Origin of the sequence: Nostoc sp. JL23, assembly GCF_017115065.1 — a bacterium.
Lineage (GTDB): Bacteria > Cyanobacteriota > Cyanobacteriia > Cyanobacteriales > Nostocaceae > Nostoc > Nostoc punctiforme_A.
The window spans coordinates 59,891-81,438 of record NZ_JABXKN010000100.1; the positions used below are offsets into that span (position 1 = coordinate 59,891).

Here is a 21,548-nt window from a genome sequence, read left to right on the forward strand (position 1 = left end):
TTTCAAGCTACCGACTGAATATCCTCTAGATTCTCCCAAACTTCTGCAAGCAATGTCTAGGAGATTGTGAAAACGTTTCAGGTATTCCAAATAGTTGGCTTATTTACGCCCTGCTGTACTAGCGTGGCTGAAAGCGGCTTATTAGAGCATCTAATCTGAAAAAATGGTATCAAAGAGCGATCGCTTTGCTCAGAGATTGCTTTGCTCGCAGTAAGTTTTTATAATTAAGCGATCGCAGAACCCTGAAGTCACTTCCGGGAATTCTGCATCTAGTCTGAAAAAATGGTGTTAACTGATAACTGTCAACCACCAAGTATTATGTATAACTACAATCCCTTAGACTGCCTACCTTCATCGGCGGAATTACCAGATTCTGATGATATCCCTGTGGATAACGAACTACAAATATTAATTCCTAATTTATTGTTAGCCATCTTAGCCTCGATTTGGCAAACCCGTGATGACTGGTTTTTCGGTATCAACATGGGAATTTACTATACACCATTACAACCAGCTATAGTCCCCGATGGGTTTTTGAGTTTAGGTGTTGAACGTTTTGTTGGAGAAAACGGACGTTCTAGTTACGTTTTCTGGGAAGAAGAAGGGATTACGCCCATTTTAGCTTTAGAAGTGGTTTCTCAAACCTACAATGGCGAATATGAACAAAAGAAAATAGATTATGCCCAATTAGGCATTTTATATTACGTCATTTATGCACCAACGCGGCTACGTCGTAAGCGTCAACGTTTAGAAGTTTATCGCTTAGTTGAAGGTAAGTATATTTTACAAATCGGCGATCAAATTTGGATGCCAGAAATTGGTTTAGGGATTGGACGAGAACAGGGTATTTATCAAGGAAGAACACGAGAATGGCTGTTTTGGTATGACCAAGATGGTAACAGATACCAAACTCCAGAAGAGGTAAACGCACAACAGCAACAACAGCTAGAACAAACTCAGCAGCAGCTTCAAGAACTTTTAGCCAGATTACAACAACAAGGAATTGACCCAAATTTACTATGAATTACCCCTGGCTCAAACTTTCGCACAGCCAGAGATAGTTCATTATCTTAACTGCGGTTATCTATCTGAGCGCGTTGCAAACTTCCAGAGAAGTCAACATAGACACTTTTCCATTCTGTGAAAACATCCAAAGCAGTAGTTCCAGCTTCGCGGTGTCCGTTACCGGTTTGTTTCACACCACCAAAGGGCAAGTGTACCTCTGCACCAATAGTCGGGCCGTTAATATAGGTGATACCTGCTTCGATGTCGCGCATGGCTGTAAAAGCCCGGTTGATATCGCGGGTATAAACTGAAGAAGAAAGACCATAATTGCTATCGTTGAGAATTGCGATCGCATCCTCAAAGGAACTAACCTCAATCAATACCACCACTGGGCCAAATATCTCTTCACGGGCGACGCGCATATCAGGAGTTACATCATCCAAAATAGTTGGTTGAAAGAAGTAACCGTTTTTTAATGAGCCTTCACTAGCAATTTCTCCACCAATTAAAACCTTCGCCCCTTCCTCACGAGCGATATCCAAATACTTCCTCACCTGCTGGAGTTGCTTTTCATTGACTATCGGCCCAATATCTGTATCTGGGTCACTGCCAGCACCCAAGCGTAATTTACTGGTACGCTCATAAAGCATCGCGGTAAATTTTTCCTTGATATCACGATGCAAAATCAGCCGACTAGTAGCCGTACATCGTTGCCCAGTTGTCCCAAAAGCTCCCCACACTGCACCATCGAGAGCAAGTTCTAAATCCGCATCTTCCATCACCACTTGAGCGTTTTTACCACCCATTTCCAAACAGACACGCTTGTGAGTGCGGCCGCAAGTCGCGCCGACAAAAGCACCTGTTTCTGAGGAACCGGTAAACGACACCAAATCTACATTGGGATGCTCAACTAAAGCTTTCCCCGCCTCCTCTCCCACACCATGCACCAAGTTAATTACTCCTGGTGGTAAACCTGCTTGTTGAAAAATCTCAATCAATTTAGTTGCACAGGCGGAAGTATCTTCAGCAGGTTTGAGAATGACTGTATTGCCACATACCAAGGCTGGCATAGCTTTCCAGCAAGGAATTGCCACAGGGAAATTCCAGGGAGTAATTAAGGCACAGACTCCGATAGGCATCCGCACAGTCATAGCGAATTTGTTGGACATTTCCGAGGGTGTGGTTTGCCCAAATAACCGCCTTCCTTCGCCAGCACTGTAAAAGGCGCAGTCAATACCTTCTTGGACATCTCCCCTAGCTTCTGTCAAGGGTTTACCCATTTCCCGACTGATTAATTGGGCAAGTTCTTCTTTATGCTGAAGTAATATTTCCCCAACGCGAAAGATGTATTCTGCCCTAGCTGGGGCTGGGACTTGGCGCCAACTGCGGTAGGCTTTCCGGGCGGCGGCTACTGCTGTATCTACATCCTTAACTTGGGAACGGGGAAATGTGGCCACGACTTCGGTTTTGTCGGCAGGATTGCGGCGTTCCAGAGTTGCTTCACCGATAGCACTCAACCATTGACCGTCTATATAATTGCGGCAAAATAGCGGAGTTGTCATTTTGAAAATCTCCGATGATCCACTGAAACTTGTGTATTAAGTTTGCTTGCTTTCTAGGTTATCCTCAAGTTTAAGAAATTGGCGCAATAACCAAATATCGATATAAAAGTTAAGGCACTAACGCCAATACTCCTACAGGAGAACCAGAACCACCACGTAATCTTAGAGGTGCGATCGCTAGAGTAGTACCTTTCGGTGGCAGTTGATCCAAATTTGTTAGATTCTCCAACACAATGCGCGGTTTTTCCAATACCAAGCGGTTAATCGCAAAACTGTTATCTTGTCCTGGATCTACACCATGAGTATCAATTGCTACACCAATTATTTGCCGTTTATCAAGTAAAAATTGAGTGGCATCGCTGCCAAATCCTGGAAAGTGGGGAATCCCTTGAGCATCATGATTGAGGAATGCACTTTTATCAAACCACTTTTTCTGCCAACCAGTATTCAATATAACTACGCAGCCACTAGAAACTTCACCATATTCTTCTTCCCAAGCCAAAACATCAGCAATAGTCAGGGCATAATCAGGATTAACTGCTGTGGCTTGGCAAATATTTATAACTACCGCAGGTACAACCAAAGACTGGGCTGGGTATTGGTCAATTCCCACAGCATAACTATGAAAACTGTTAGGGGCGTTGATATGGGTAGCGCTATGTTCCCCCAAGGAAAAACGCCGCAGGTAATAACCATCATTATTTAGTTCAGCCACAGTCTCAAATTCTACTATGGGATCTCCAGACCATTGGGGAATATCTACGTCAATTACATGACTTAGGTGGATAACACGTGTGTAGGTGATACTATTTTGACTTTGGGGTTGTATCATCCCAGCCTTCTATATTATTTTTACTCAGGGATTTTTTTATCAGTTACGTAGGTGCAGATAGTTGTATACATCATCTGGGTTGGACTACGCCTACGCAAACATAGTACTACCATTACAACGTTTTTCCAACCTAATTCCCTATACTAAAAGAGATAATCCCCCCAATTCCTGTAAATTTTAGGCTGTTGAGGGGGTTCAAATGTTGCAGCAAAAAGTGAGTTAATCTTAAGTTAACAACTATTAGGTTAAGTTTAAATTAAGCTTTGATTAAAATTAGACATCTCTAGAAATTAAATATGCGTTATCCAGAACCCTTGTAGAGATGTAGCACTGCTACGTCTCTACGTTTTTTCGCTCATATCTGTATTGTTTGATATCTACGTTGAGGGTTCTTGCTTTAGTGGAATCATCACAACAAACTCGGCACCTTCTTCTGGTGCTGAAATACACTGGATGTTGCCACCGTGTTTTTGGACTATGATTTGGTAGCTAATTGATAATCCCATACCTGTGCCTTTACCCACAGGTTTTGTCGTGAAGAAGGGGTCAAATAAGCGTTTGCGTACTTCCTCACTCATGCCTGAGCCATTGTCAGCAATCCTAATGATTACATGGTCTTCTTGAATGAGGCTGCGAATGCGAATTTGGGGAAAAGTCATTTCTCCTTGATCGTTTGTCCTTTGTTCAGTGTTGTTTACTAATGACATAAACGCTTCGCCTTTCCGCAGCGTATGACTATTGACATAGGCGCAACTCTTGGAGACGCTACGCGAACGCCTTTCCGCAGCGTATGACTCTTCTAAAGCATCGATCGCATTTGTTAACAAATTCATAAACACCTGATTCATCTGTCCAGCGTGACATACTACTGGTGGTAGATTGCCATAGTCTCGGATTACTTGGATTTCGGGATGTCCTGGTTTGGCTTTTAGGCGATTTTGCAATAGCAGCAAAGTGCTATCCATCCCTTCATGAATATCCACTGCTTTTATACCGTCTTCATCAAGGCGAGAGAAATTGCGTAAAGATAGGACAATCTGCCGAATGCGTTCGGCTCCCATCTTCATAGACTCCAGGATTTTGGGTAAATCTTGCTTGAGAAAGTCTAAATCAATGGTATTGATTTGTCGATCGATCTCTGGTGTTGGTGGGCAATAACTCTGTTGATAAAGTTCTACTAAGTGCAGCAAATCTTTGGTATATTCACGGGCGTGGCTAATATTGCCGTAGATGAAATTGACGGGATTATTGATTTCGTGGGCAATACCTGCAACCAATTGTCCTAAACTGGACATTTTTTCAGTTTGAATCAGTTGCATTTGAGTTTGTTGAAGTTCTAGCAGTGCTGCTTCTAGTTGTTGGGCTTTGTCTTGGGCTGTTTGAGCGGTGATGCGACTTTGGCTGTAAAGTTTAGCTTGGTCAATAGCGATCGCTAGTTGAACTGTAACTGCTTGTAGTAACTCTACTTCGTTGTTCAGCCAAGGCCGAAAGCCACTACAATAACCACAGCTAAATGCACCAATTTCGCCAGATTGAGTGTGTACAGGCAGCGCCATAAAGGCAGTGAAACCAAAATCCTGCAAAAATTGCTGTGCTATGGAATCGCCCACAGTCTCAGTATCATCAATGCGGATGATTTCTCCGTTCAAGGTTTTGGCTGCGATTAGTTTGATTTCGGCATGAGTTGCTTCTTGTTGGTTCTGTAGACATGGTAAAAAGGAACTTTTCGCCTCATATACTTTTTCCCAGTATGGTACATCAGCGTCTTGCTGATACCAAAAGAAGACGCAGCGATCGACCTGAAATAAGTTATGAATCTCCTGCACTGCGGTTTCCACAATGTGATTGAGATCCAAAGAAGCTCGAATCTGATTAGAAAGACGATTGAGGAGTGCTTCTCGCTGGGCGCTTTCTCTAAGTGCTATTTCTGTTTCTTTACGGTTAGTAGTGTCATAGCAAATACCAACGAAGTACAAAACATTGCCATTAGCATCTTTAATCGCAGATGAGTTGCTTGTATGCCATCGCCAATTACCATTTTTGTGTTTAACTCGATATTCAATTGCCTCTTGTTTCTTGCCTGTTGTCAAAATTCTTTGGAAATAGTCGGCACAGATATGCACATCGTCAGGATGTATGAAGGGAATAAAAGATTTGCCTTCAACCTCTGCAACCTCATGCCCAAAAATCTCAGTCCAGTTAGGAGAAACGTAAGAAAATATCCCTTCAAGTGTCAGCACAAAAATAATGTTGTTGGCGTTTTCCACAATGCTGCGGAACTTGGCATCACTTTCTATTAAGGCTGCTTGGATGTTGTCGCTGGTGTCGCGGACAAGAACTATGATTTGTTGGTCTGGTAATGGTAATAACCTAGCTTCAAAATTATTGTTTTCTGCTGGTAGCGGTAAGGTATATGCAAAACTGACTTCATGTTGAGTTTCAAGTACTTGATTTATTGCTTGATGGAAGCGATCGCCTACAGCAGTCGGTAAGCATTCTCGCAAACTCTTGCCCTGGCAGTCTCCTGGTGGAATATATAGACTCTCTATCAACCCTTGCTTGTAATCCAGAATACTTCCATCAGCATCAAGACGAAAGTATGAATCAGGAAGTACTTGCAAAATCGCTGCAAATTCTGATGTTTTTTGGCGTAACTGTGATTCAACTGCTTGGCGTTTGGTAATTTCAGCTTGCAGTTGATCTTCTGTAATTTTACGTATACGGCGAGAAAAATTTGTAGATAGCGAGCTGCTTTCTGTTATGGAAGGTTGACTTATCCCTATCGGTACTTCTGTTAGATCGACACAATAACCGATGTAACCGACAAAGCTACCATCTGCTGCAAATCGTGGCGCGGCTGTATCTAAAATCCAGCGATATTCGCCATCAGATCCACGCAGGCGATATTGTCTCTGGAAGGAATTGTGCGTCGCAAATGCTCTCAGGTATATATCTTCGCATCGCTGTCTATCTTCTGGATGGACGCTGCCAGTCCAAATATTGCCTATTTCCTCTTCTCGCGCAGATGCAGACACGGCTGTTGTTAGATGTGTTCCAGTGAATTTCAGCCAATTAGAATTGAAGTAACAGTAAAGTGCATTGCATCCAGACATCCAAATCATTAGAGGAGCAATATCCGCCTGCTGGCAAAATACTTTTTCATCCTGTTGTATTTCTTCTTTTTCAACTATGATTTCTTTAACGTAGCTCTGCACCTTTTTAGAAAACACTTTTGCCTGCCTGCTCTGCCTAAATTATGGAGGTAATATGCTGAAAATATGACTTCTTAATACATGGATATAATCTTGTTTATGCCAACCTTCTAACTATCTTAATACTTTATTTATTTTTATATGCCTAGCAATTCCTCTTTTACTGTAAATAAATTGAAAAAACGCTGAAGTTATCATTAAGATGAACTTCAGCATTTTTTATGAAATTTAAATTATCTATATATCAGGAAGCTTGTTTGACTTTGTTTTTTTGAAGTCATTTATAAATTCATCTTAGCTATGTAATTGCATTGCTCAAAAACCTGATTTAGCTTTACGAAAACTATATGAGTTTCTGTAACACATTTACATCTTTATAAAAAATTCACAATAATCAAGAATTTTATCCAAAATAAATATTGATTTTTTATCAAGAAGAATTCAGCATGAATTAAAATCTGGCTGATGGATCTATCTTGCTTAAAATCAGTGGGTATAAAAGAGTTTGAGAACCACGTCTGTATTAAGCAGTTATTATCTAATTTTTGGTATAAAAATCAACTTTATTTATTTTTAATTTTGGATAATGATGAATGTATTCTTTTTTATTGTTCCCAACAAAACTCAATTTTTCAAAATAGTCTTGACTAGTCAAAATGCCTTATATAGCAATCCTATGTGAGTGATGAGAAATCTAAGTGATGACGAACTATCTCTCTACGAAATACTACAATGTAGCTTGATTACTCGTAGAGTTACGCACAGTATCTTGTAGAGAAGTACGCCAAGAAAAAGAGAACAAATCTTACCAATGATTTAGGATTGCTATAGCAAAATCGCAAATTAAATGAGAGAAATGCTAAATGTGATATCAACTGGTTGCAACAATTGCTGGTAATCGCATTTTATATGTTATAAAGCTCACAGAAATTAATGTTAGGCGGAAACTACTTTATGGAACCAGATAAACTGGGCCGTTTTAAGGAGTACGGCGAATTCATCCTCCGAAAGATAGATTCTGTGCCCCAGTACCCTTCTAAACAAGAAGATTGGGTTCCAGCTAGTCTTGATGACTGTCTTCTTCGTTTGCGATCGGCTGCCCAGAAAACTGTGGACCTGGCAACTTCGCCTGTCAAAATCGGTGTGATGGGAGAATTTAGTAGTGGAAAAACCTTACTTTTAGGCAGTCTAATTGGATATGCAGATGCTTTACCGGTGAGTGAAAACCCCACAACAGGTAATGTTACCGCCATACATATTATTCCGCAAGATGATTTTGCAACGACGCAATTAAGTAACTTTACAGTAGAATATCTTTCTCATGAGGGAGTACATGAGTGTCTACGCTTCATGCTAGGGGAAGCCAATAAACGAACAACAGCAGCAGGGCTTCCTCCAATACCAGTATCGAAACTCAACTCTGGGACAGATATTATTAGCTGGTGTGAAGAAGCGTGGAATAGCAGTAACAATTTAGAGCTACGTTATTTACTCCGGGAGTTGGTATTATTCCTGCGGGCTTATCAAGCTTATGGGGAGGTTATGTGTGGTGGGCACTACCAAATTGATGCTATCACCGCCCGCGAGGGGCTACAGCTCGTTGAACAGCCAATGGCAATCCAAACTCTGAAATTTGAGGATCTACCCCCAGCACATATTAGATTACCAAGTCCACCCCAGAGACTACCAACAAAGTTATTGCAAAATAGCTTCCCACTAATCCGCCGCGTCGATATCGATGTGAAAATCTCACGGGAAATTTGGGATTTTGCAGACGCTGCTAAATTTATTCTCATCGACTTTCCGGGATTGGGGGCTGCTAATTCGGGGGCTAGGGATACCTTTTTGTCACTGCGAGAATTGGCAGAAGTACAGACAATTTTGGTATTGCTCAATGGTAAATCTCCTGGGAGCGATCGCGCCAATAAAATCTTCACGATGATGCAGCAGCAGCGACCGGGCCAAGACCTGAAAGATTTAATTCTTGTCGGTGTGGGTCGCTTCGATCAACTACCCTTAGATAGCGAGGGTGGCGAAAGAGAACTTGACCATCTGATTGAAGATAGCCATTTAGAAGAGGAAACGGTTCTCCAAAAACTCAAAGTTCTGCAAACTACCATTGACGGTGCAGCAGCATTTACAACCCAAAAAGACCGCATCGTTTTACTGTCGCCACTGTTGGGACTGGCTGAATTAGCAAAACGTTCTACTACAGTCAAAGCAGGCTCACCAGAATTTTTAGCTAACCTAGACTATCCTGATTACCTAGACCGGTCTAAACGGCTACAACAGAAATGGGAGCTATTAAGTGAACGGCTGATAGAATCTAACACCCGTAGCTATTTGGGCAGACAGTTGGGTTACTTTAGTCAAGATGGCGGACTTAGTAAGCTGCGGGAATTGATTCAAACCCACGTAGCTACTCATGGTCTGAAGCAACTTCATGAAGATACTAAAAGAGCTGCTGATGTGGTGAGTCAGCAACAAGATCACTTGAAAGACATCATAGATGAAATTCACGAGCAAGGTATCCCCACAGGCGATAATCCCGCTTTTATCGAATTGCGCTTTGTGGTCGAAAGCTTAGATAAAATCTACAGAAATTTCCAAAAAGATATCGGCAAAGAACCACTCAAAGACCGGCGCGGTGTTGTCGTCAGCGATGTAGTAAAAGACGAACTCACCTTTAGAATCCTCAATTGGAACCAGTGGACTTTACTCTTCAACAAAGCTAATAATGGAGCGATCGCTCTGGCAGAATCTAAAGGTGCAGCCGGGAAATTATTCGATCGGGGAAACCGCGTAAATACTTCCCTTCCGACTAAGAGCGATGATTTTTATCCAGTATTTGAGAAAACCGTTAAAGAAGTAGAAGATTTTGCCCGCGATCGCATCCATCAAGCCGTGGTAGATTTGTTGAACCAATTATCAAATTATATAGCCCCAGAACGCGAACAATTGCAGGCATTTTTCCACCCAGAAATGGAACAAGAAATCGAAGAAAAATTTGGTTTTGAAGATGCCGATCTCTTTTACAAATTATTACTAGGATGCGACCCTAACGAATGGAAAGAAGCAATTATCACTGAAATCAGTAGTAAAGACAAAACCGTTGCACCCGAAATTATTTTCCCTTTAGCACGTCAAGACGATAAACACAACGTTGGTCAAATATTTGATTGGGCACCAGAGAAAAGCCAAGGCTTACTCAGATCCAGCAATCACCAACTTTTAGTACTGCGACTGCGAGATGAAATTACTGCTAGCGCCAGCCTCCATCTTGTGCAGTATGTTAGTGAAGTTAATCAACAAATTAATTCCGAACTAGAAGGTATTTTGGATCAAATTATTCCTAGTCTGCAAAACCTTTCAAAAAAAGAAACTTTGCTAAGATATTTGGCAGCTGGGGAATTGCCATCTGAGATCCAAATTCCTACTTGGTTTCAGATTATTTCTGAAATGGCGGCTGTTTCTCCCTCAGACGATTTTGATTTGACATGACGCGATCGCGTCGAGATATTGCAGTTTATAAATTCGCAAACTTAAGCCGTGAAGAGGTAGAAGCAATGTTAGGAGTTAAGTTAGAAGAAACTAGGGTTTATCAAGAAGCTAAACAAGAGAGACGAGAAGAACTAAAACTTGAACTTGTATCTCGGTTCTTAGCTCGTGGTATGTCGATGGAAGAGGTTGCCCAGTTACTTGATTTAACTATCGAACAAGTAAGACTTGCAACTGAGCAAGAGTCTTCAACATCAACTTAGTAACTACCGTAATTTTCATAGCAATACCTAGTTTGAGCTACACCTACGTCCTTTCATATAAAAGCGTAGGCGTAGATATGGTGCCAAATAAAAAAGCCAGTGCTAAAGAGAATCAGTGTTACAAGACCAAAAATTAAAAGTTTTTACCGCAATGATTCTCTAAATTTGTAATTTTATGATAGAACATTACAGTTTTTAGCCAGCTATAAAATAAACAACAGAAAGTGATACTATAATGAACCCTTTTCAATTCAACAAATATAGCGAACAAGAACCAAGCGACAAACAACAAAAAAGATTTCCGGGATGGTTTGCTTTAGATTTTGGTACGTCGAATTCGACAGTCACACTTTTCGATCCAATTGAAGTACCGATCGCAGAAATTTTACCCAAAGAACAAGAGATGCGGTTGCGCGATCGCTTATCGCAATGGCTCAGTTCTCCCGCCTCAGTGGCTTTACCAGATGTCAGCGCTGATGATTGGGCAAAGTTTATCACAGAAATTAGCAAAAATTTAGAGATAGAACCCAGCCGATTGAGTGAAGTATTTGAAAGTGATAATAAAGAGCGATTTTTGGAAGCAATTCGCCAAATTGAACTTTCTTTAGGAAACAGCGAGAGATTCCGCCGGGCTGTCAGCAAAAAACTTTACCAAATTTATCATGAGGTGTTCCGCGTCCCTACCTTAGAGTCGCAAAATCTGATCCCAGTTGTGCTGGATATCGATCGCCGCGATACGGAAATTCCCAGCGAGTCGGAAATTTCGCACTTAGGGGATTTAAAACTGCGGATGGGAAGAGAAGCTAGAGATAACCGAAAAAAAGCGATCGCTCAAGGTACAAGCGGTTCTTTAAAGGAAATTATCAGCAGGTTTCACCATTCACCCAAACGCTATTTTGGTCAGGAGCGATCGTTTTCAGTTATTTTGGATGGCGAAGAAGAAACAATTACTGCAAATCAGCTAATCCAATCTGCTTGGGCGCATTTAATCGAGTTAACTGAAGATTACCGCCAACACGCACGACGCAGATTTTCTGAAGGAGATTTTTTAACAGCAGTTGTCACTTATCCCACTGTCGCACCACCTGTTGTTCGTAAAGAAGTTAGAGAACTGGTTGAGCAGTTGGGGATCGATGATGTACAAACTGCTTATGATGAAGCCGTTTCTGTGGCAATATTCTTTTTATGGCGAGAGTTTGGCGGTAATCTCAACATTGGGATCGAGTCATTTAAAACCCGTTGTCGCCAAGTAGGAAACAAATGGTCACAAAATGTTCTCGTCTTGGATATTGGTGGGGGAACTACAGACTTAGCTTTAATTGAACTGACTTTAGAAGATAAAACCCCAGCTTTTGCTGATTATGAAGACCGGGGTTTAGGAGGACGTTACTATAAACTTACTCCCAAACTATTAGGTTCATCTGGTCATTTACAGCTAGGTGGTGAGTTAATTACACTGCGAATTTTCAGATTATTAAAAGTTGCGATCGCAGACTTTTTATTGGCAGCAGTAACAACAGGTGATATAGAAAACGAAAAGTTAGAAGACTTAATTAACTCTGAGTTAAACGAGCGCTTCTTAGAACAAGGCAAATTCAAAATTGGCAGTCTTTTAAAATGTCTGGATAGAGAAAATCCAGAAGGCGATATTGCTTACAAAGATGCCTTAGATACTGCCGAGAAAGTATTGCCCACCCGTTGGCAACAAGCACCCCAACGTCTGCAATCCTTTTATATTCTCTGGGATCATGCAGAAGCCGCTAAACTGAAACTTGGGCAAAAGCCATCAGCAGAGAATTCTCTATTAACTTTCACACTTTCTGAGCAGCAAATTTCTGAATTGCTTACCCAAAGCGCTGTTAAATTACAAGTTCAAGATCCAAATAACATCTGCATCACCCTAGACAATCAGCAATTTGAACGAGCCGCCGCATCTGGAATTAAAGAAGCGATCGGAATTGCCAAAGGATTAATGGAAAGTCGCTTGCGTCCCGACGATCCCACCAAAGATTCTTGGAATTCCCAAAAAGTTGATTGGTTAATTTTGTCTGGTAAAACTTGTAATTTAGACATAGTGCAGCGCCAAATTTACCAAGAATTTAGTAAGTCTCCATATTTTGTCTGGAATCCAGAACGGATTACTTTTGTGTTGGAATTTACCAAATTAGCCACCTCAGCCGGGGCTTGTTATGCTGAGAAATTGCGAAGATTAAGATTCGATCCAGAAGAGTCTAAAAGCTTGCTGCGTAAGGGAGCCAACCAGCTAGAAATTGATGTCAAAAACCTGTTTTATTATTTGCCCTGCAACTTCAAACGCAAAACCCAAAGCAACGATTTACTAACTATATTCAAAGCTGGACAAGAACTCTATCAACTCGCACCTTGGGAAACTGTTGCTAAAGTTCGTACTCATTGGCAAGGCATACAATTAACTAACATTATCTACCGTCAAGATTACGAGGAAGGAGATTTACGACTATGGGGAAGCTTTGACGGCAAAAACCTCATGAATAAACTGGGGATGCAAGAAGCGGAGTTTCTGAAAAAAATCAAAGTTCAGTTTGAGATTGACCAAACTCTCGAATTTAATGTGTTGCTTTGTCAGGGAAATCCCCATTATTTAATTGATATTTCTGGTATTGATTTAGAATCGGTAGTTTCAGAAACTTCAGCGCTATTTGCTGATGGTAAATTAAACTGGAATATTGCTGTGGAACGCTTCAATAAAGACTTGAATGATGGTGATATTGCCGTCAATGTTATTGAGTCAGCAACCGTAGATCAACCAGATGCCTATCATCTTGTATTTGAAGTAGGAAATGATGGTAGTAAAACGTTTCACAAATTTCACTATCTCCGCGATGGAGTGACGCAACCAGGAATTGGGTTAATTAGTAATCCTTTACCTCCCTTCCCACAAACTGGCCAGCACACCTTCTATGTTTATCAAACAGATGCCCAAACCAACAGCAAAAAATGGATAAGAATTGGCGCACTCAGTAAACCAGATGTAACTACCGATTACCCTTGCCAATATCGTGTAACTCTCGACGATCAAGGTATTCTAAGGATGCACGCTGGTGAAGTCCCTTACTGGACATCACAAAATCAAGAATGTTTGAAGGAAGAAGGATGTATTTATCGTGCTGAATTAGAGTTACAACCTAATGAAGTTGATAAAGAACGCGATCCCTTTTGCGGCATACATTAACTCTTGCATTAAACCTCTGCGTTAAAAAAAATAATATTTTTAAACGCATAGGCGCAACTCTTGGAGACGCTACGCGAACGCTTTCCCGCAGGGTAGGGGCGCGGAGTAAACGCAAAGAGGCGCAGAGGTTTGCCAAGTTTAATTCACTATGAAAATATTTGGAGGTGATATTTATGCAGCACTTGCATCAGCTATTAGAAATAAAAAACTCGGAGTTAGCCCGGTTACTGCGGTTTAGTCTGTATGGGCTAGAGACTACTCTGAATCAGGCTCGCGCAGAATTTCCACTAGATCCAGGAGCCAAGGTATGCGATGATGTGCTGCAAGAACTTCATAACCTGTTGGAACCTTCACCCCCACAGCAAAATACTGGTTGGGAAGATCCGCCAGATGAGTTAAAACTAAATCACCTTCGAGAAGCTTTTAATTCTGACTCAGAACTCAGTTATTATCTGGGTAATTCCCAACTGCAAAGCCAAACAGACTCAGATTTGTGGAATGAGATTCAACGCAAACTGCTGCGAGTCCCAGAGGATTTAGCTGCATCTTGGCAACAGCGTACCTTGGATATGGCTGAACAAGTTGGTGCGATCGCAGATAATTCTAATCTCTTTCAGCTTCCCTTTATCCGCGACGAAATTATCTACCCCGGACTTAGTGGTACTGTTCAAACACAGGGATTGAGCTTGTATCAGCAAGCACTTTCAAATCCTCAAAATCCTCAAGGGAATGCATTCGATTTACCAGCAGCATTCCTATTTTTATATATGAATTTTATCGAAATAGACCCAGATTTACATCACGCTTTAAAGAGCGTTTTTAGCTTCGATGTCGTTTCCTTACACTCTAAACCAGAACAGCGCGATCAATATATTGATGCTTTAAGCGATCGCTTCCAACGCACCCAAAAAGCAGAGAAAAACACCGATCCCTTATCAATTCTCCGTGCCTGGATTGATATGGACGAAGCTATACATTCCCTAATATTCGTACCACCCGCTGAACGCTATTCTTGGTGGGGAAAGCTGCAACATGAATCACGGCGTATCCTGAAGAAAGTCGCTGATGAAGCTATTAATGCGGGTAATGAAGTGCGAATTCGCCAATTATCGGGACTTTATGCAGATATCTGTGCTTTATCCAAGGATGACTTACAACTAGACTGTGGTGGTATTCCTGGCGAAGTCTTAACTTGCCTTCGGGTATACGCGCGAATTAATCAAGAAGAATCTCCAGGGCGTGTAATATTTCGCTCATCACGCTAGATGCTAGCAACTTTTCTAATTCTTGAGATTATGAGGCAAGGCAGACAATTTTACTAATCCCCGCCTTGCCTCATAATCTAATGAAGCTAAAAACGTTTAAATCTAAAGGATGCCCCAGAAGTGTAAAATCCCTTGACCAGAAAACACTTCAAGTGCAACAGCAGATAAAAAGCCAATCATTGCAAAACGACCGTTCCAGTTTTCGCTCTGAGGAGTGAAGCCCCAGCGCAAAGCATTAGGATCTTCTGGAAGCGAAGGCGTAGTCTTCTTAACGTCTGCCATAAATAATACTCCGAGCTTTTATGTTGTAACAGTTATAACTGCCTGTAAAGTAATGTAACAGGTTTTTACAAAATTGCAACATAAACTCCAGACAAAATTTATAGGCAAATATTACGGGTACGTAATTTTATCAAGTACGGTTTGCGATCGCCTACGAGGGAAAGCTACGCTCCAACAGCCAATTACTTCAGAAAATTGTAGCCATTCAAGAGAAAATTAACTCTTACTTGGTCATTTCTATGCTTTAATAACCAATGCTGAACTAAACTATGGCAAAGACAAATATTAAGAAAAATTTCGATATATGGCAGAAGTTCTTCATTTTACAGGACTTATTAAAGGAGTGACCTATAAAACTTACTTGGATGATAATTTAAATAGGATTAGTTTAGATGTATTTGATATCAATAAAGAAAGGGGTTATGGATTAATCAAGTCACCGACAACTGAAATTGCTTATTCAAAATGGGTATCACCTAAGAGAACCAGAAGTTATCCATTTGCCAGAATTTATAATACATATAATTCCTCCAAAGTTATAACTATTATCCCGGTAATTAAAGATGAAGGCAAAGATGGAGATATAGATAAAATTCAATACTCTACAATTTCTTGGATGAATTTGCTTAACATCTATATAGTACTTGCTTATTACGAAACAGCAAAAAAAAGTACTAAAAAGGGGCAAGTTAATAAGAATAAGTTGAGTAATCAGAAATTTGCTAATGATTTTGTTAAATTTCAAATCAGTGAGATATTAGCATATCGCCAAAGCGCACTTCATTGGAATAAGAATCTATTTGAAGAAAGATTTACACAAACTTTTGAAAAAGCTCTAGATTCTTATGATTCTATTTTTTATCAAACTGGAGTAATAATTCACTCACGAGAAGGATTAGATAAATATTTACATAAAATCAGAGAAGAGTTTGAGGAATTTAAGAATATTTCTCTTAAAGGTTCTCAGAGTGCTAGCAAGAGAGAAGCGCTGACTTCTCATAAACTAGAATATTTAGTAGATGGATTAAAAGCAACTTTTAGTATTGAAAACTATCTTGGCGGAATTTACTATTTGACTCCTGATGAAATAATCTTCGACAACAACATGTATATTATACAAGAGTCAAAAAATACTTCAACAGCATCTTTGCCAAAGCTCCCTGATATTCAAGATGGTTTATTCAAGCTAATTTTATTTTCTAATTTAGATTCTTTAATATTGAACGGTGAACCAGTATTATTTGTTACGAAGCTAAAGCTTACAGGTAACAACGTTGTTGGTTCTATTGTTTTTCCCGATGCATCACTAGAAGAACTAGAATGTTTTTTAGAAGTTAATATTAAAAATTTTAATAAAAATCAAAAAATAGTTATTAAAAAATTGGCTTTAGAAGCTCAAAATAATCAGAAACTTAAAATAGAAGTATCCAGCAATTTTTAAAAATTATAATTTTGGGTTATGATTGGAAGTTACTTTTGATATCCTTGTAGGGGATTTTAATTTAGATATTGTGGGTTACGATTAAAAGGTCATGTCAATAAACTAAGCTAATATGACATTGATAGTTACATATAATAGCTGAGGTGTAGTGCGGTGAGTCAGGTTTTAACCTTGGAATTAAGTGATGAAGTCTATGTGGCATTACAGCAACAAGCCGAGGTTTTAGGCATATCTATTGCAGAATTAATAGTTACTTTCATAGAACGGCAATATGGTTCTCTGAGACGTGAAAAGTCGCAAACTAACGCTGAGAAAGAAGCAAATCGCCAACGCTTCCGAAGTCATGCTGGAACCATTAGCCTGGGTTAGGTTACAGGAGCCTACAATGAAAGTATTGATGCTGATTTAGTCAGAGCATACGGCAATATTTTTTAGCAAACAAATTGAGTATTTATATTACTCTAAATATTATAATTTATACAAATTATGATCAAAAGTCCTCTACGATATCCTGGTGGTAAGTCGAAAGCAATAAATCAAATAGTTGAATGTTTACCAGAAAGCTTTTCTGAATTTCGAGAACCTTTTGTAGGTGGTGGTTCTGTATTCATTTATTTAAGACAAAAATTTCCCGATCTCAAGATTTGGATTAACGATTTAAACCGCGAACTCTTCTTATTCTGGAAATTTGCCCAATCTGATATAACTCAGTTAGTTAAAGAAATTCGACATATTAAAGTAAAGTATACAGATGGCAAATTATTGTTTTCAGAATTGACTAGTGTAGATGTCAATAATTTATCTGATTTAGAAAGAGCCGTTCGTTTTTTCGTCCTCAATAGAATTACTTTTTCAGGAACTGTAGAATCAGGCGGTTTTTCTGAACAAGCTTTCCATAAAAGATTTACTGATTCTTCAATAGAACGGCTAGAAAAGTTAGAAAATATTCTATCAGAAAATGTCCAAATTACTAATTTGGATTACAGCCACCTATTAAAGCCAGAAGGGGAAGATGTATTTTTATTTTTAGACCCACCATATTTTAGTGCTACAAAATCAAAACTATATGGTAAGGACGGTGACTTGCATACCTCTTTTGAACATCAGAGATTTGCTGAACTTTTGCAACAATGCGATCATCGCTGGCTAATTACCTACGACAACTCACAGAAAATTCGAGAAAATTTTCAATGGGCTAATATTTCAGAGTGGGAATTACAGTATGGGATGAATAACTATAAGCAGAGTGGTGCGGCTAAAGGAAAAGAGTTATTCATTACTAATTACGAAGTTAAACTTTATTTGGAAAATAAAGCACCAAATCAAAACCTTGCTAATTCAGCCTTGCAATTAAGCCTTGAGATTTAAATCTAACTTTGATAGCTTCCAATTTTCCGGTAGGATAACTCCCATAGCTCTCAATATAGCTACAACACAAAAACCTTAGCTATGACAACTTCCCCAATCCATGCTCAAGAATTCTCTGCTAGCTGGTATATTCTGCTGCAACAATTAATAGATGGACAATCATTGTCTCGTACTCAATCTGCTGAATTGATGCAAGGTTGGCTCAGTGAAGCGGTTCCCCCAGAGTTATCAGGGGCTATATTAACAGCGCTGAACTTTAGAGGCATTTCTGCCGACGAGTTGACCGGCATGGCTGAAGTATTACAATCTCAATGTTCCCCACTCAGCCCTCAGAAATCAACACTTAGCACTGTAATAGATACCTGTGGCACTGGTGGAGATGGGTCATCAACCTTTAATATTTCTACAGCGGTTGCTTTTGTTGCCGCTGCATCTGGCGTACCCGTTGCTAAACACGGCAATCGTTCAGCATCAAGTCTCACAGGAAGTGCAGATGTATTGGAAGCCTTGGGTGTAAACTTGAGTGCCTCTAGTGAAAAAGTACAAGCAGCACTACAAGAAGTCGGGATCACTTTTTTGTTTGCCCCTGGTTGGCATCCAGCGCTCAAGGCGGTTGCGTCATTACGGCGGACTTTGAAAGTGCGAACAATTTTTAATTTGCTTGGGCCGTTAGTAAACCCCTTGCGTCCTACTGGGCAGGTAGTGGGCTTATTTACTCCTAAGCTTTTGGCAACTGTTGCCGAAGCTTTACAAAATTTGGGTAAGGAAAAGGCGATTGTGCTGCATGGGCGAGAAAAACTTGATGAGGCTGGGTTAGGAGATGAAACTGACTTGGCGGTTTTATCAGACGGAGAAGTACAGTTAACTACTATTAATCCCCTAGATTTAGATTTAACGCCTGCTTCCATAGGTATGCTTCAGGGTGGAGATGTTCAAGAGAATGCGGAGATTCTCAAGGCTGTACTCCAAGGTAAGGGAACTCAGGCGCAACAGGATGCTGTAGCGTTGAATGCGTCGTTGGCGCTGCAAGTAGCGGGTACGATCGCACTCCTCGATCACGCCCAAGGCATTAAAATCGCTAAGGATATCCTACAAAGTGGGGCAGCTTGGACGAAATTGGAGCAGTTAGTTGAGTTTCTGGGGAATTGATTTGCGATCGCAATTGCGGGCGAAACTCTACGACATTACGCTTAATGGTGACATCGTAGTTGCCAAAAAAGTCATGTCCTAAAAGTCCAGTTTCTAGTTCCGCACCTGCGATCGCTACTGGTATTTTATTCACTATTACCCCGCCAACTGCCATCGAATTCACATAGCCCACAGGAAATTCTACCGCTCTGGAACTCGCGGTGTTTGCCTTAGCTTTTCCCACTGTGACGATTCCCAAAGCATTAGCCATCTCTTGGGTGATGACAGTGCCACTTGCTCCCGTATCGACAATCATCTCAAATTGTTGCTGGCCATTGAAAGTGACTTCCACAATTGGCGTGCCACCAATTCGCCTTTTTATCGGCGCTGTAAATACTGCTTCATCGGGAATCACCACTGCTGATGACGGCAAACCTGGCTTTGGTGATAACGGTTTTGTTTTTTCTATAGGAGGTAAAGTGAACTTTGGTGTGGTTTCTCTCTGGGGAACAACAACTACTATTTTCTGAGGTTCTCTAACTCCAACAGGACGAGGATTAGCTTGCTGTTGGGCATATTTAACTTGGCGGCGATATTCCGTGATTTTGGTTTGAGCGATCGCAAATTCTGGGCTTTTTCGGCGTATTTGTTGCATCAGCGCGATCGCCTCCTGGTACTGACTCGCCACCAATTTCCAATCATCTGGAGATTGAGCCGATTGGCTGATACTCCAAGCGCCAACAGCTTTGTCTCGTCCGATCTCAAAAAGACTTGGTTCACCTTCAAACGGATCTAGCGGCTGCGCTTCTGTGGTAGCTGCTGGTCTTACTGGTTTAACGCTAGGCTGGACTGGTGCTAGATCCCCAATTGGCGTAGGTTGCTCATCGCCACCAGTAGCGGTGTTCAGTTTGTCTTCACTACAGGCAACGCACAAAACCGCTAGAGTGCTTGATACAAAAATTAGGGTTGCACGGGATAAAAAAGACTGAAGCATAATTAATTTTAACTGCCCAAGCTTTGCCAAATCCACTCCCGCTACTTTAATTCCCTTTTAATTTTAATTAACTATCTTAAAAACTCCCAATTGCTCAACTTATGGGATAATTAACAATCGCAGTATTAAGGAATAGGGAGCAGGGAACAGGGAGAAGAGTTTTCCCCTCCGCACCCCGCCCCTCTGCCTCTTTTCAATGCCCCATGCCCAATCCCCAATCCTATCACCTATGCCCCTGACTGACTCCATACCAGCTTTACTTGTCCTAGCAGATGGAACCACTTATCGCGGTTGGTCTTTCGGTGCGACGGGAACCGCGATCGGAGAAGTGGTGTTCAACACTGGCATGACAGGCTATCAAGAAGTCCTGACCGATCCTAGTTACCGTGGTCAGATAGTCATTTTTACCTATCCTGAATTGGGGAATACTGGCGTTAATCTTGAAGATGAAGAATCAGATGGGCCCCAAGTGCGGGGTGCGATCGCCCGCAATATTTGTCACCGTCCAAGTAACTGGCGATCGACACAATCTTTACCTGACTACCTCAAACAAAACCAAGTACCAGGGATTTACGGCATCGACACCCGCGCCCTCACCCGCAAAATTCGGATGTTCGGAGCGATGAACGGTGGTATTTCCACAGCCATTCTCGATGAAGCGGAATTGTTAGAGCAGGTACAGGCAGCCCCCAACATGGCAGGATTGAATCTGGTTCGTGAAGTCACCACCTCAACGGCTTATGAATGGTCTGATCCCACAATTCCAGCTTGGGAATTTAACTCTGAGGCTGGGGAAAATCTTGGGGAAGCCTTTACCGTTGTTGCCCTTGACTTTGGCGTAAAACGCAATATCTTACGTCGATTAGTAAGTTATGGTTGTCGGGTAATTGTTGTACCTGCTGATACACCATCAGAGGAAATCCTCAATTACAATCCAGATGGTGTGTTTCTTTCTAATGGGCCTGGCGACCCAGCTGCCGTCACTGAAGGGATTGCAACTGCCAAAGCACTCCTGTTAAGTGAAAAACCCATCTTTGGTATTTGTATGGGACACCAAATTTTAGGTCATGCGCTAGGAGCAGAAACCTATAAACTCAAATTTGGTCATCGTGGTTTGAATCAGCCTGCCGGTTTAAAACAACGGGTAGAAATTACTAGCCAAAACCATAGTTTTGCTATTGACCCAGATTCTTTACCTACAGCAGTTGTGGAAATTAGCCACCTAAACTTAAACGATCGCACCATTGCCGGGGTACGGCACAAATCTCTACCTGTGTTCTCCGTACAGTATCACCCAGAAGCTAGTCCTGGCCCACACGATGCGGATTACTTGTTTGAGCAATTTGTTCAAGCTATGCGAACAGCACGTCAAGCCGTGGCAGAGGTGAGGTAAAAATGGAGAATGGGGAAGAAGCAGGGGAGCAGGGAGCAGAGAGCAGGGAGAAAATTCCTCCCCTCTGCACCCTTCCCCCTGCCCCTCTGCCTCT

At 41.1% G+C, this 21,548-nt stretch carries 15 protein-coding genes; 10 read left to right on the plus strand and 5 right to left on the minus strand.

The features are described 5' to 3' along the window. The first annotated feature begins 318 nt into the window (after positions 1–318). On the plus strand, positions 319–1,023 hold the full coding sequence (locus HWQ42_RS20350) for a Uma2 family endonuclease (protein WP_292815644.1): 705 nt from the start codon (positions 319–321) through the stop codon (positions 1,021–1,023). Between the two features lie 47 nt (positions 1,024–1,070). Here the strand turns inward: HWQ42_RS20350 and HWQ42_RS20355 are convergent, their stop codons facing one another. The 3 genes from HWQ42_RS20355 to HWQ42_RS20365 all read right to left on the minus strand — a co-directional run bounded on the left by HWQ42_RS20355 (position 1,071) and on the right by HWQ42_RS20365 (position 6,521). Next, positions 1,071–2,567, minus strand: a complete 1,497-nt coding sequence (locus HWQ42_RS20355) for an aldehyde dehydrogenase family protein (protein ID WP_292815524.1) — start codon at positions 2,565–2,567, stop codon at positions 1,071–1,073. Between the two features lie 109 nt (positions 2,568–2,676). Next, positions 2,677–3,399 carry a cyclase family protein gene (locus HWQ42_RS20360; protein WP_292815527.1) on the minus strand — a complete coding sequence of 241 codons (723 nt, stop codon included), beginning with the start codon at positions 3,397–3,399 and terminating at the stop codon, positions 2,677–2,679. Positions 3,400–3,776: 377 nt separating this feature from the next. Continuing rightward, entirely contained in the window at positions 3,777–6,521 is a 2,745-nt protein-coding gene (locus HWQ42_RS20365; RefSeq protein WP_292815647.1) for a PAS domain-containing protein, read from the minus strand. 1,044 nt (positions 6,522–7,565) lie between these two features. Here HWQ42_RS20365 and HWQ42_RS20370 point away from each other — a divergent pair. From HWQ42_RS20370 to HWQ42_RS20385, 4 genes are all read left to right on the plus strand, one after another. Beyond that, complete coding sequence (locus HWQ42_RS20370; protein WP_292815529.1) at positions 7,566–10,112, plus strand: proteasome protein; 2,547 nt, start codon at positions 7,566–7,568, stop codon at positions 10,110–10,112. Further along, entirely contained in the window at positions 10,109–10,372 is a 264-nt protein-coding gene (locus HWQ42_RS20375) for a hypothetical protein (protein WP_292815532.1), read from the plus strand. The genes HWQ42_RS20370 and HWQ42_RS20375 overlap by 4 nt, the downstream gene beginning before the upstream one ends. A 235-nt stretch (positions 10,373–10,607) precedes the next feature. Further along, a complete protein-coding gene (locus HWQ42_RS20380; protein ID WP_292815535.1) occupies positions 10,608–13,583 on the plus strand; it encodes a molecular chaperone in 2,976 nt (991 codons plus the stop codon). Between the two features lie 173 nt (positions 13,584–13,756). Next, positions 13,757–14,848 carry a hypothetical protein gene (locus tag HWQ42_RS20385; RefSeq protein WP_292815538.1) on the plus strand — a complete coding sequence of 364 codons (1,092 nt, stop codon included), beginning with the start codon at positions 13,757–13,759 and terminating at the stop codon, positions 14,846–14,848. Positions 14,849–14,950: 102 nt separating this feature from the next. Here the strand turns inward: HWQ42_RS20385 and HWQ42_RS20390 are convergent, their stop codons facing one another. Further along, positions 14,951–15,130 carry a high light inducible protein gene (locus HWQ42_RS20390; protein WP_099101864.1) on the minus strand — a complete coding sequence of 60 codons (180 nt, stop codon included), beginning with the start codon at positions 15,128–15,130 and terminating at the stop codon, positions 14,951–14,953. Between the two features lie 304 nt (positions 15,131–15,434). On the opposite strand from HWQ42_RS20390, the gene HWQ42_RS20395 reads away from it, so the two are divergent. The 4 genes from HWQ42_RS20395 (at position 15,435) to trpD (ending at position 19,088) form a co-directional block, all read left to right on the plus strand. After that, positions 15,435–16,571, plus strand: coding sequence for a hypothetical protein (locus HWQ42_RS20395; protein ID WP_292815542.1), 1,137 nt, complete (start codon positions 15,435–15,437; stop codon positions 16,569–16,571). Positions 16,572–16,724: 153 nt separating this feature from the next. Then, positions 16,725–16,940 carry a hypothetical protein gene (locus HWQ42_RS20400; RefSeq protein ID WP_292815545.1) on the plus strand — a complete coding sequence of 72 codons (216 nt, stop codon included), beginning with the start codon at positions 16,725–16,727 and terminating at the stop codon, positions 16,938–16,940. 117 nt (positions 16,941–17,057) lie between these two features. Next, positions 17,058–17,939, plus strand: coding sequence for a DNA adenine methylase (locus HWQ42_RS20405; RefSeq protein WP_292815548.1), 882 nt, complete (start codon positions 17,058–17,060; stop codon positions 17,937–17,939). An 81-nt stretch (positions 17,940–18,020) separates the two neighbouring features. Continuing rightward, a complete protein-coding gene (gene trpD, locus HWQ42_RS20410) occupies positions 18,021–19,088 on the plus strand; it encodes an anthranilate phosphoribosyltransferase (protein ID WP_292815551.1) in 1,068 nt (355 codons plus the stop codon). Here the strand turns inward: trpD and HWQ42_RS20415 are convergent. Next, positions 19,018–20,061: a retropepsin-like aspartic protease gene (locus HWQ42_RS20415; RefSeq protein ID WP_292815554.1), complete on the minus strand. Its 1,044-nt coding sequence runs from the start codon at positions 20,059–20,061 to the stop codon at positions 19,018–19,020. The genes trpD and HWQ42_RS20415 overlap by 71 nt on opposite strands. Positions 20,062–20,290: 229 nt before the next feature. Here HWQ42_RS20415 and carA point away from each other — a divergent pair, with 229 nt between their 5' ends. Continuing rightward, positions 20,291–21,454: a glutamine-hydrolyzing carbamoyl-phosphate synthase small subunit gene (carA, locus tag HWQ42_RS20420; RefSeq protein ID WP_292815649.1), complete on the plus strand. Its 1,164-nt coding sequence runs from the start codon at positions 20,291–20,293 to the stop codon at positions 21,452–21,454. Positions 21,455–21,548 lie beyond the last annotated feature (94 nt).

What these genes read in the sequence shown, in the direction of transcription:
- HWQ42_RS20370 (WP_292815529.1), top strand. Translation starts at nt 7,566, where the DNA reads ATGGAACCAGATAAACTGGGCCGTTTTAAGGAGTACGGCGAATTCATC.
- HWQ42_RS20375 (WP_292815532.1), top strand. Translation starts at nt 10,109, where the DNA reads ATGACGCGATCGCGTCGAGATATTGCAGTTTATAAATTCGCAAACTTA.
- HWQ42_RS20395 (WP_292815542.1), top strand. Translation starts at nt 15,435, where the DNA reads ATGGCAGAAGTTCTTCATTTTACAGGACTTATTAAAGGAGTGACCTAT.
- trpD (WP_292815551.1), top strand. Translation starts at nt 18,021, where the DNA reads ATGACAACTTCCCCAATCCATGCTCAAGAATTCTCTGCTAGCTGGTAT.
- HWQ42_RS20355 (WP_292815524.1), bottom strand. Translation starts at nt 2,567, where the DNA reads ATGACAACTCCGCTATTTTGCCGCAATTATATAGACGGTCAATGGTTG.
- HWQ42_RS20385 (WP_292815538.1), top strand. Translation starts at nt 13,757, where the DNA reads ATGCAGCACTTGCATCAGCTATTAGAAATAAAAAACTCGGAGTTAGCC.
- HWQ42_RS20360 (WP_292815527.1), bottom strand. Translation starts at nt 3,399, where the DNA reads ATGATACAACCCCAAAGTCAAAATAGTATCACCTACACACGTGTTATC.
- HWQ42_RS20365 (WP_292815647.1), bottom strand. Translation starts at nt 6,521, where the DNA reads ATGATTTGGATGTCTGGATGCAATGCACTTTACTGTTACTTCAATTCT.
- HWQ42_RS20405 (WP_292815548.1), top strand. Translation starts at nt 17,058, where the DNA reads ATGATCAAAAGTCCTCTACGATATCCTGGTGGTAAGTCGAAAGCAATA.
- HWQ42_RS20380 (WP_292815535.1), top strand. Translation starts at nt 10,608, where the DNA reads ATGAACCCTTTTCAATTCAACAAATATAGCGAACAAGAACCAAGCGAC.
- carA (WP_292815649.1), top strand. Translation starts at nt 20,291, where the DNA reads ATGCCCCTGACTGACTCCATACCAGCTTTACTTGTCCTAGCAGATGGA.
- HWQ42_RS20350 (WP_292815644.1), top strand. Translation starts at nt 319, where the DNA reads ATGTATAACTACAATCCCTTAGACTGCCTACCTTCATCGGCGGAATTA.
- HWQ42_RS20390 (WP_099101864.1), bottom strand. Translation starts at nt 15,130, where the DNA reads ATGGCAGACGTTAAGAAGACTACGCCTTCGCTTCCAGAAGATCCTAAT.
- HWQ42_RS20415 (WP_292815554.1), bottom strand. Translation starts at nt 20,061, where the DNA reads ATGCTTCAGTCTTTTTTATCCCGTGCAACCCTAATTTTTGTATCAAGC.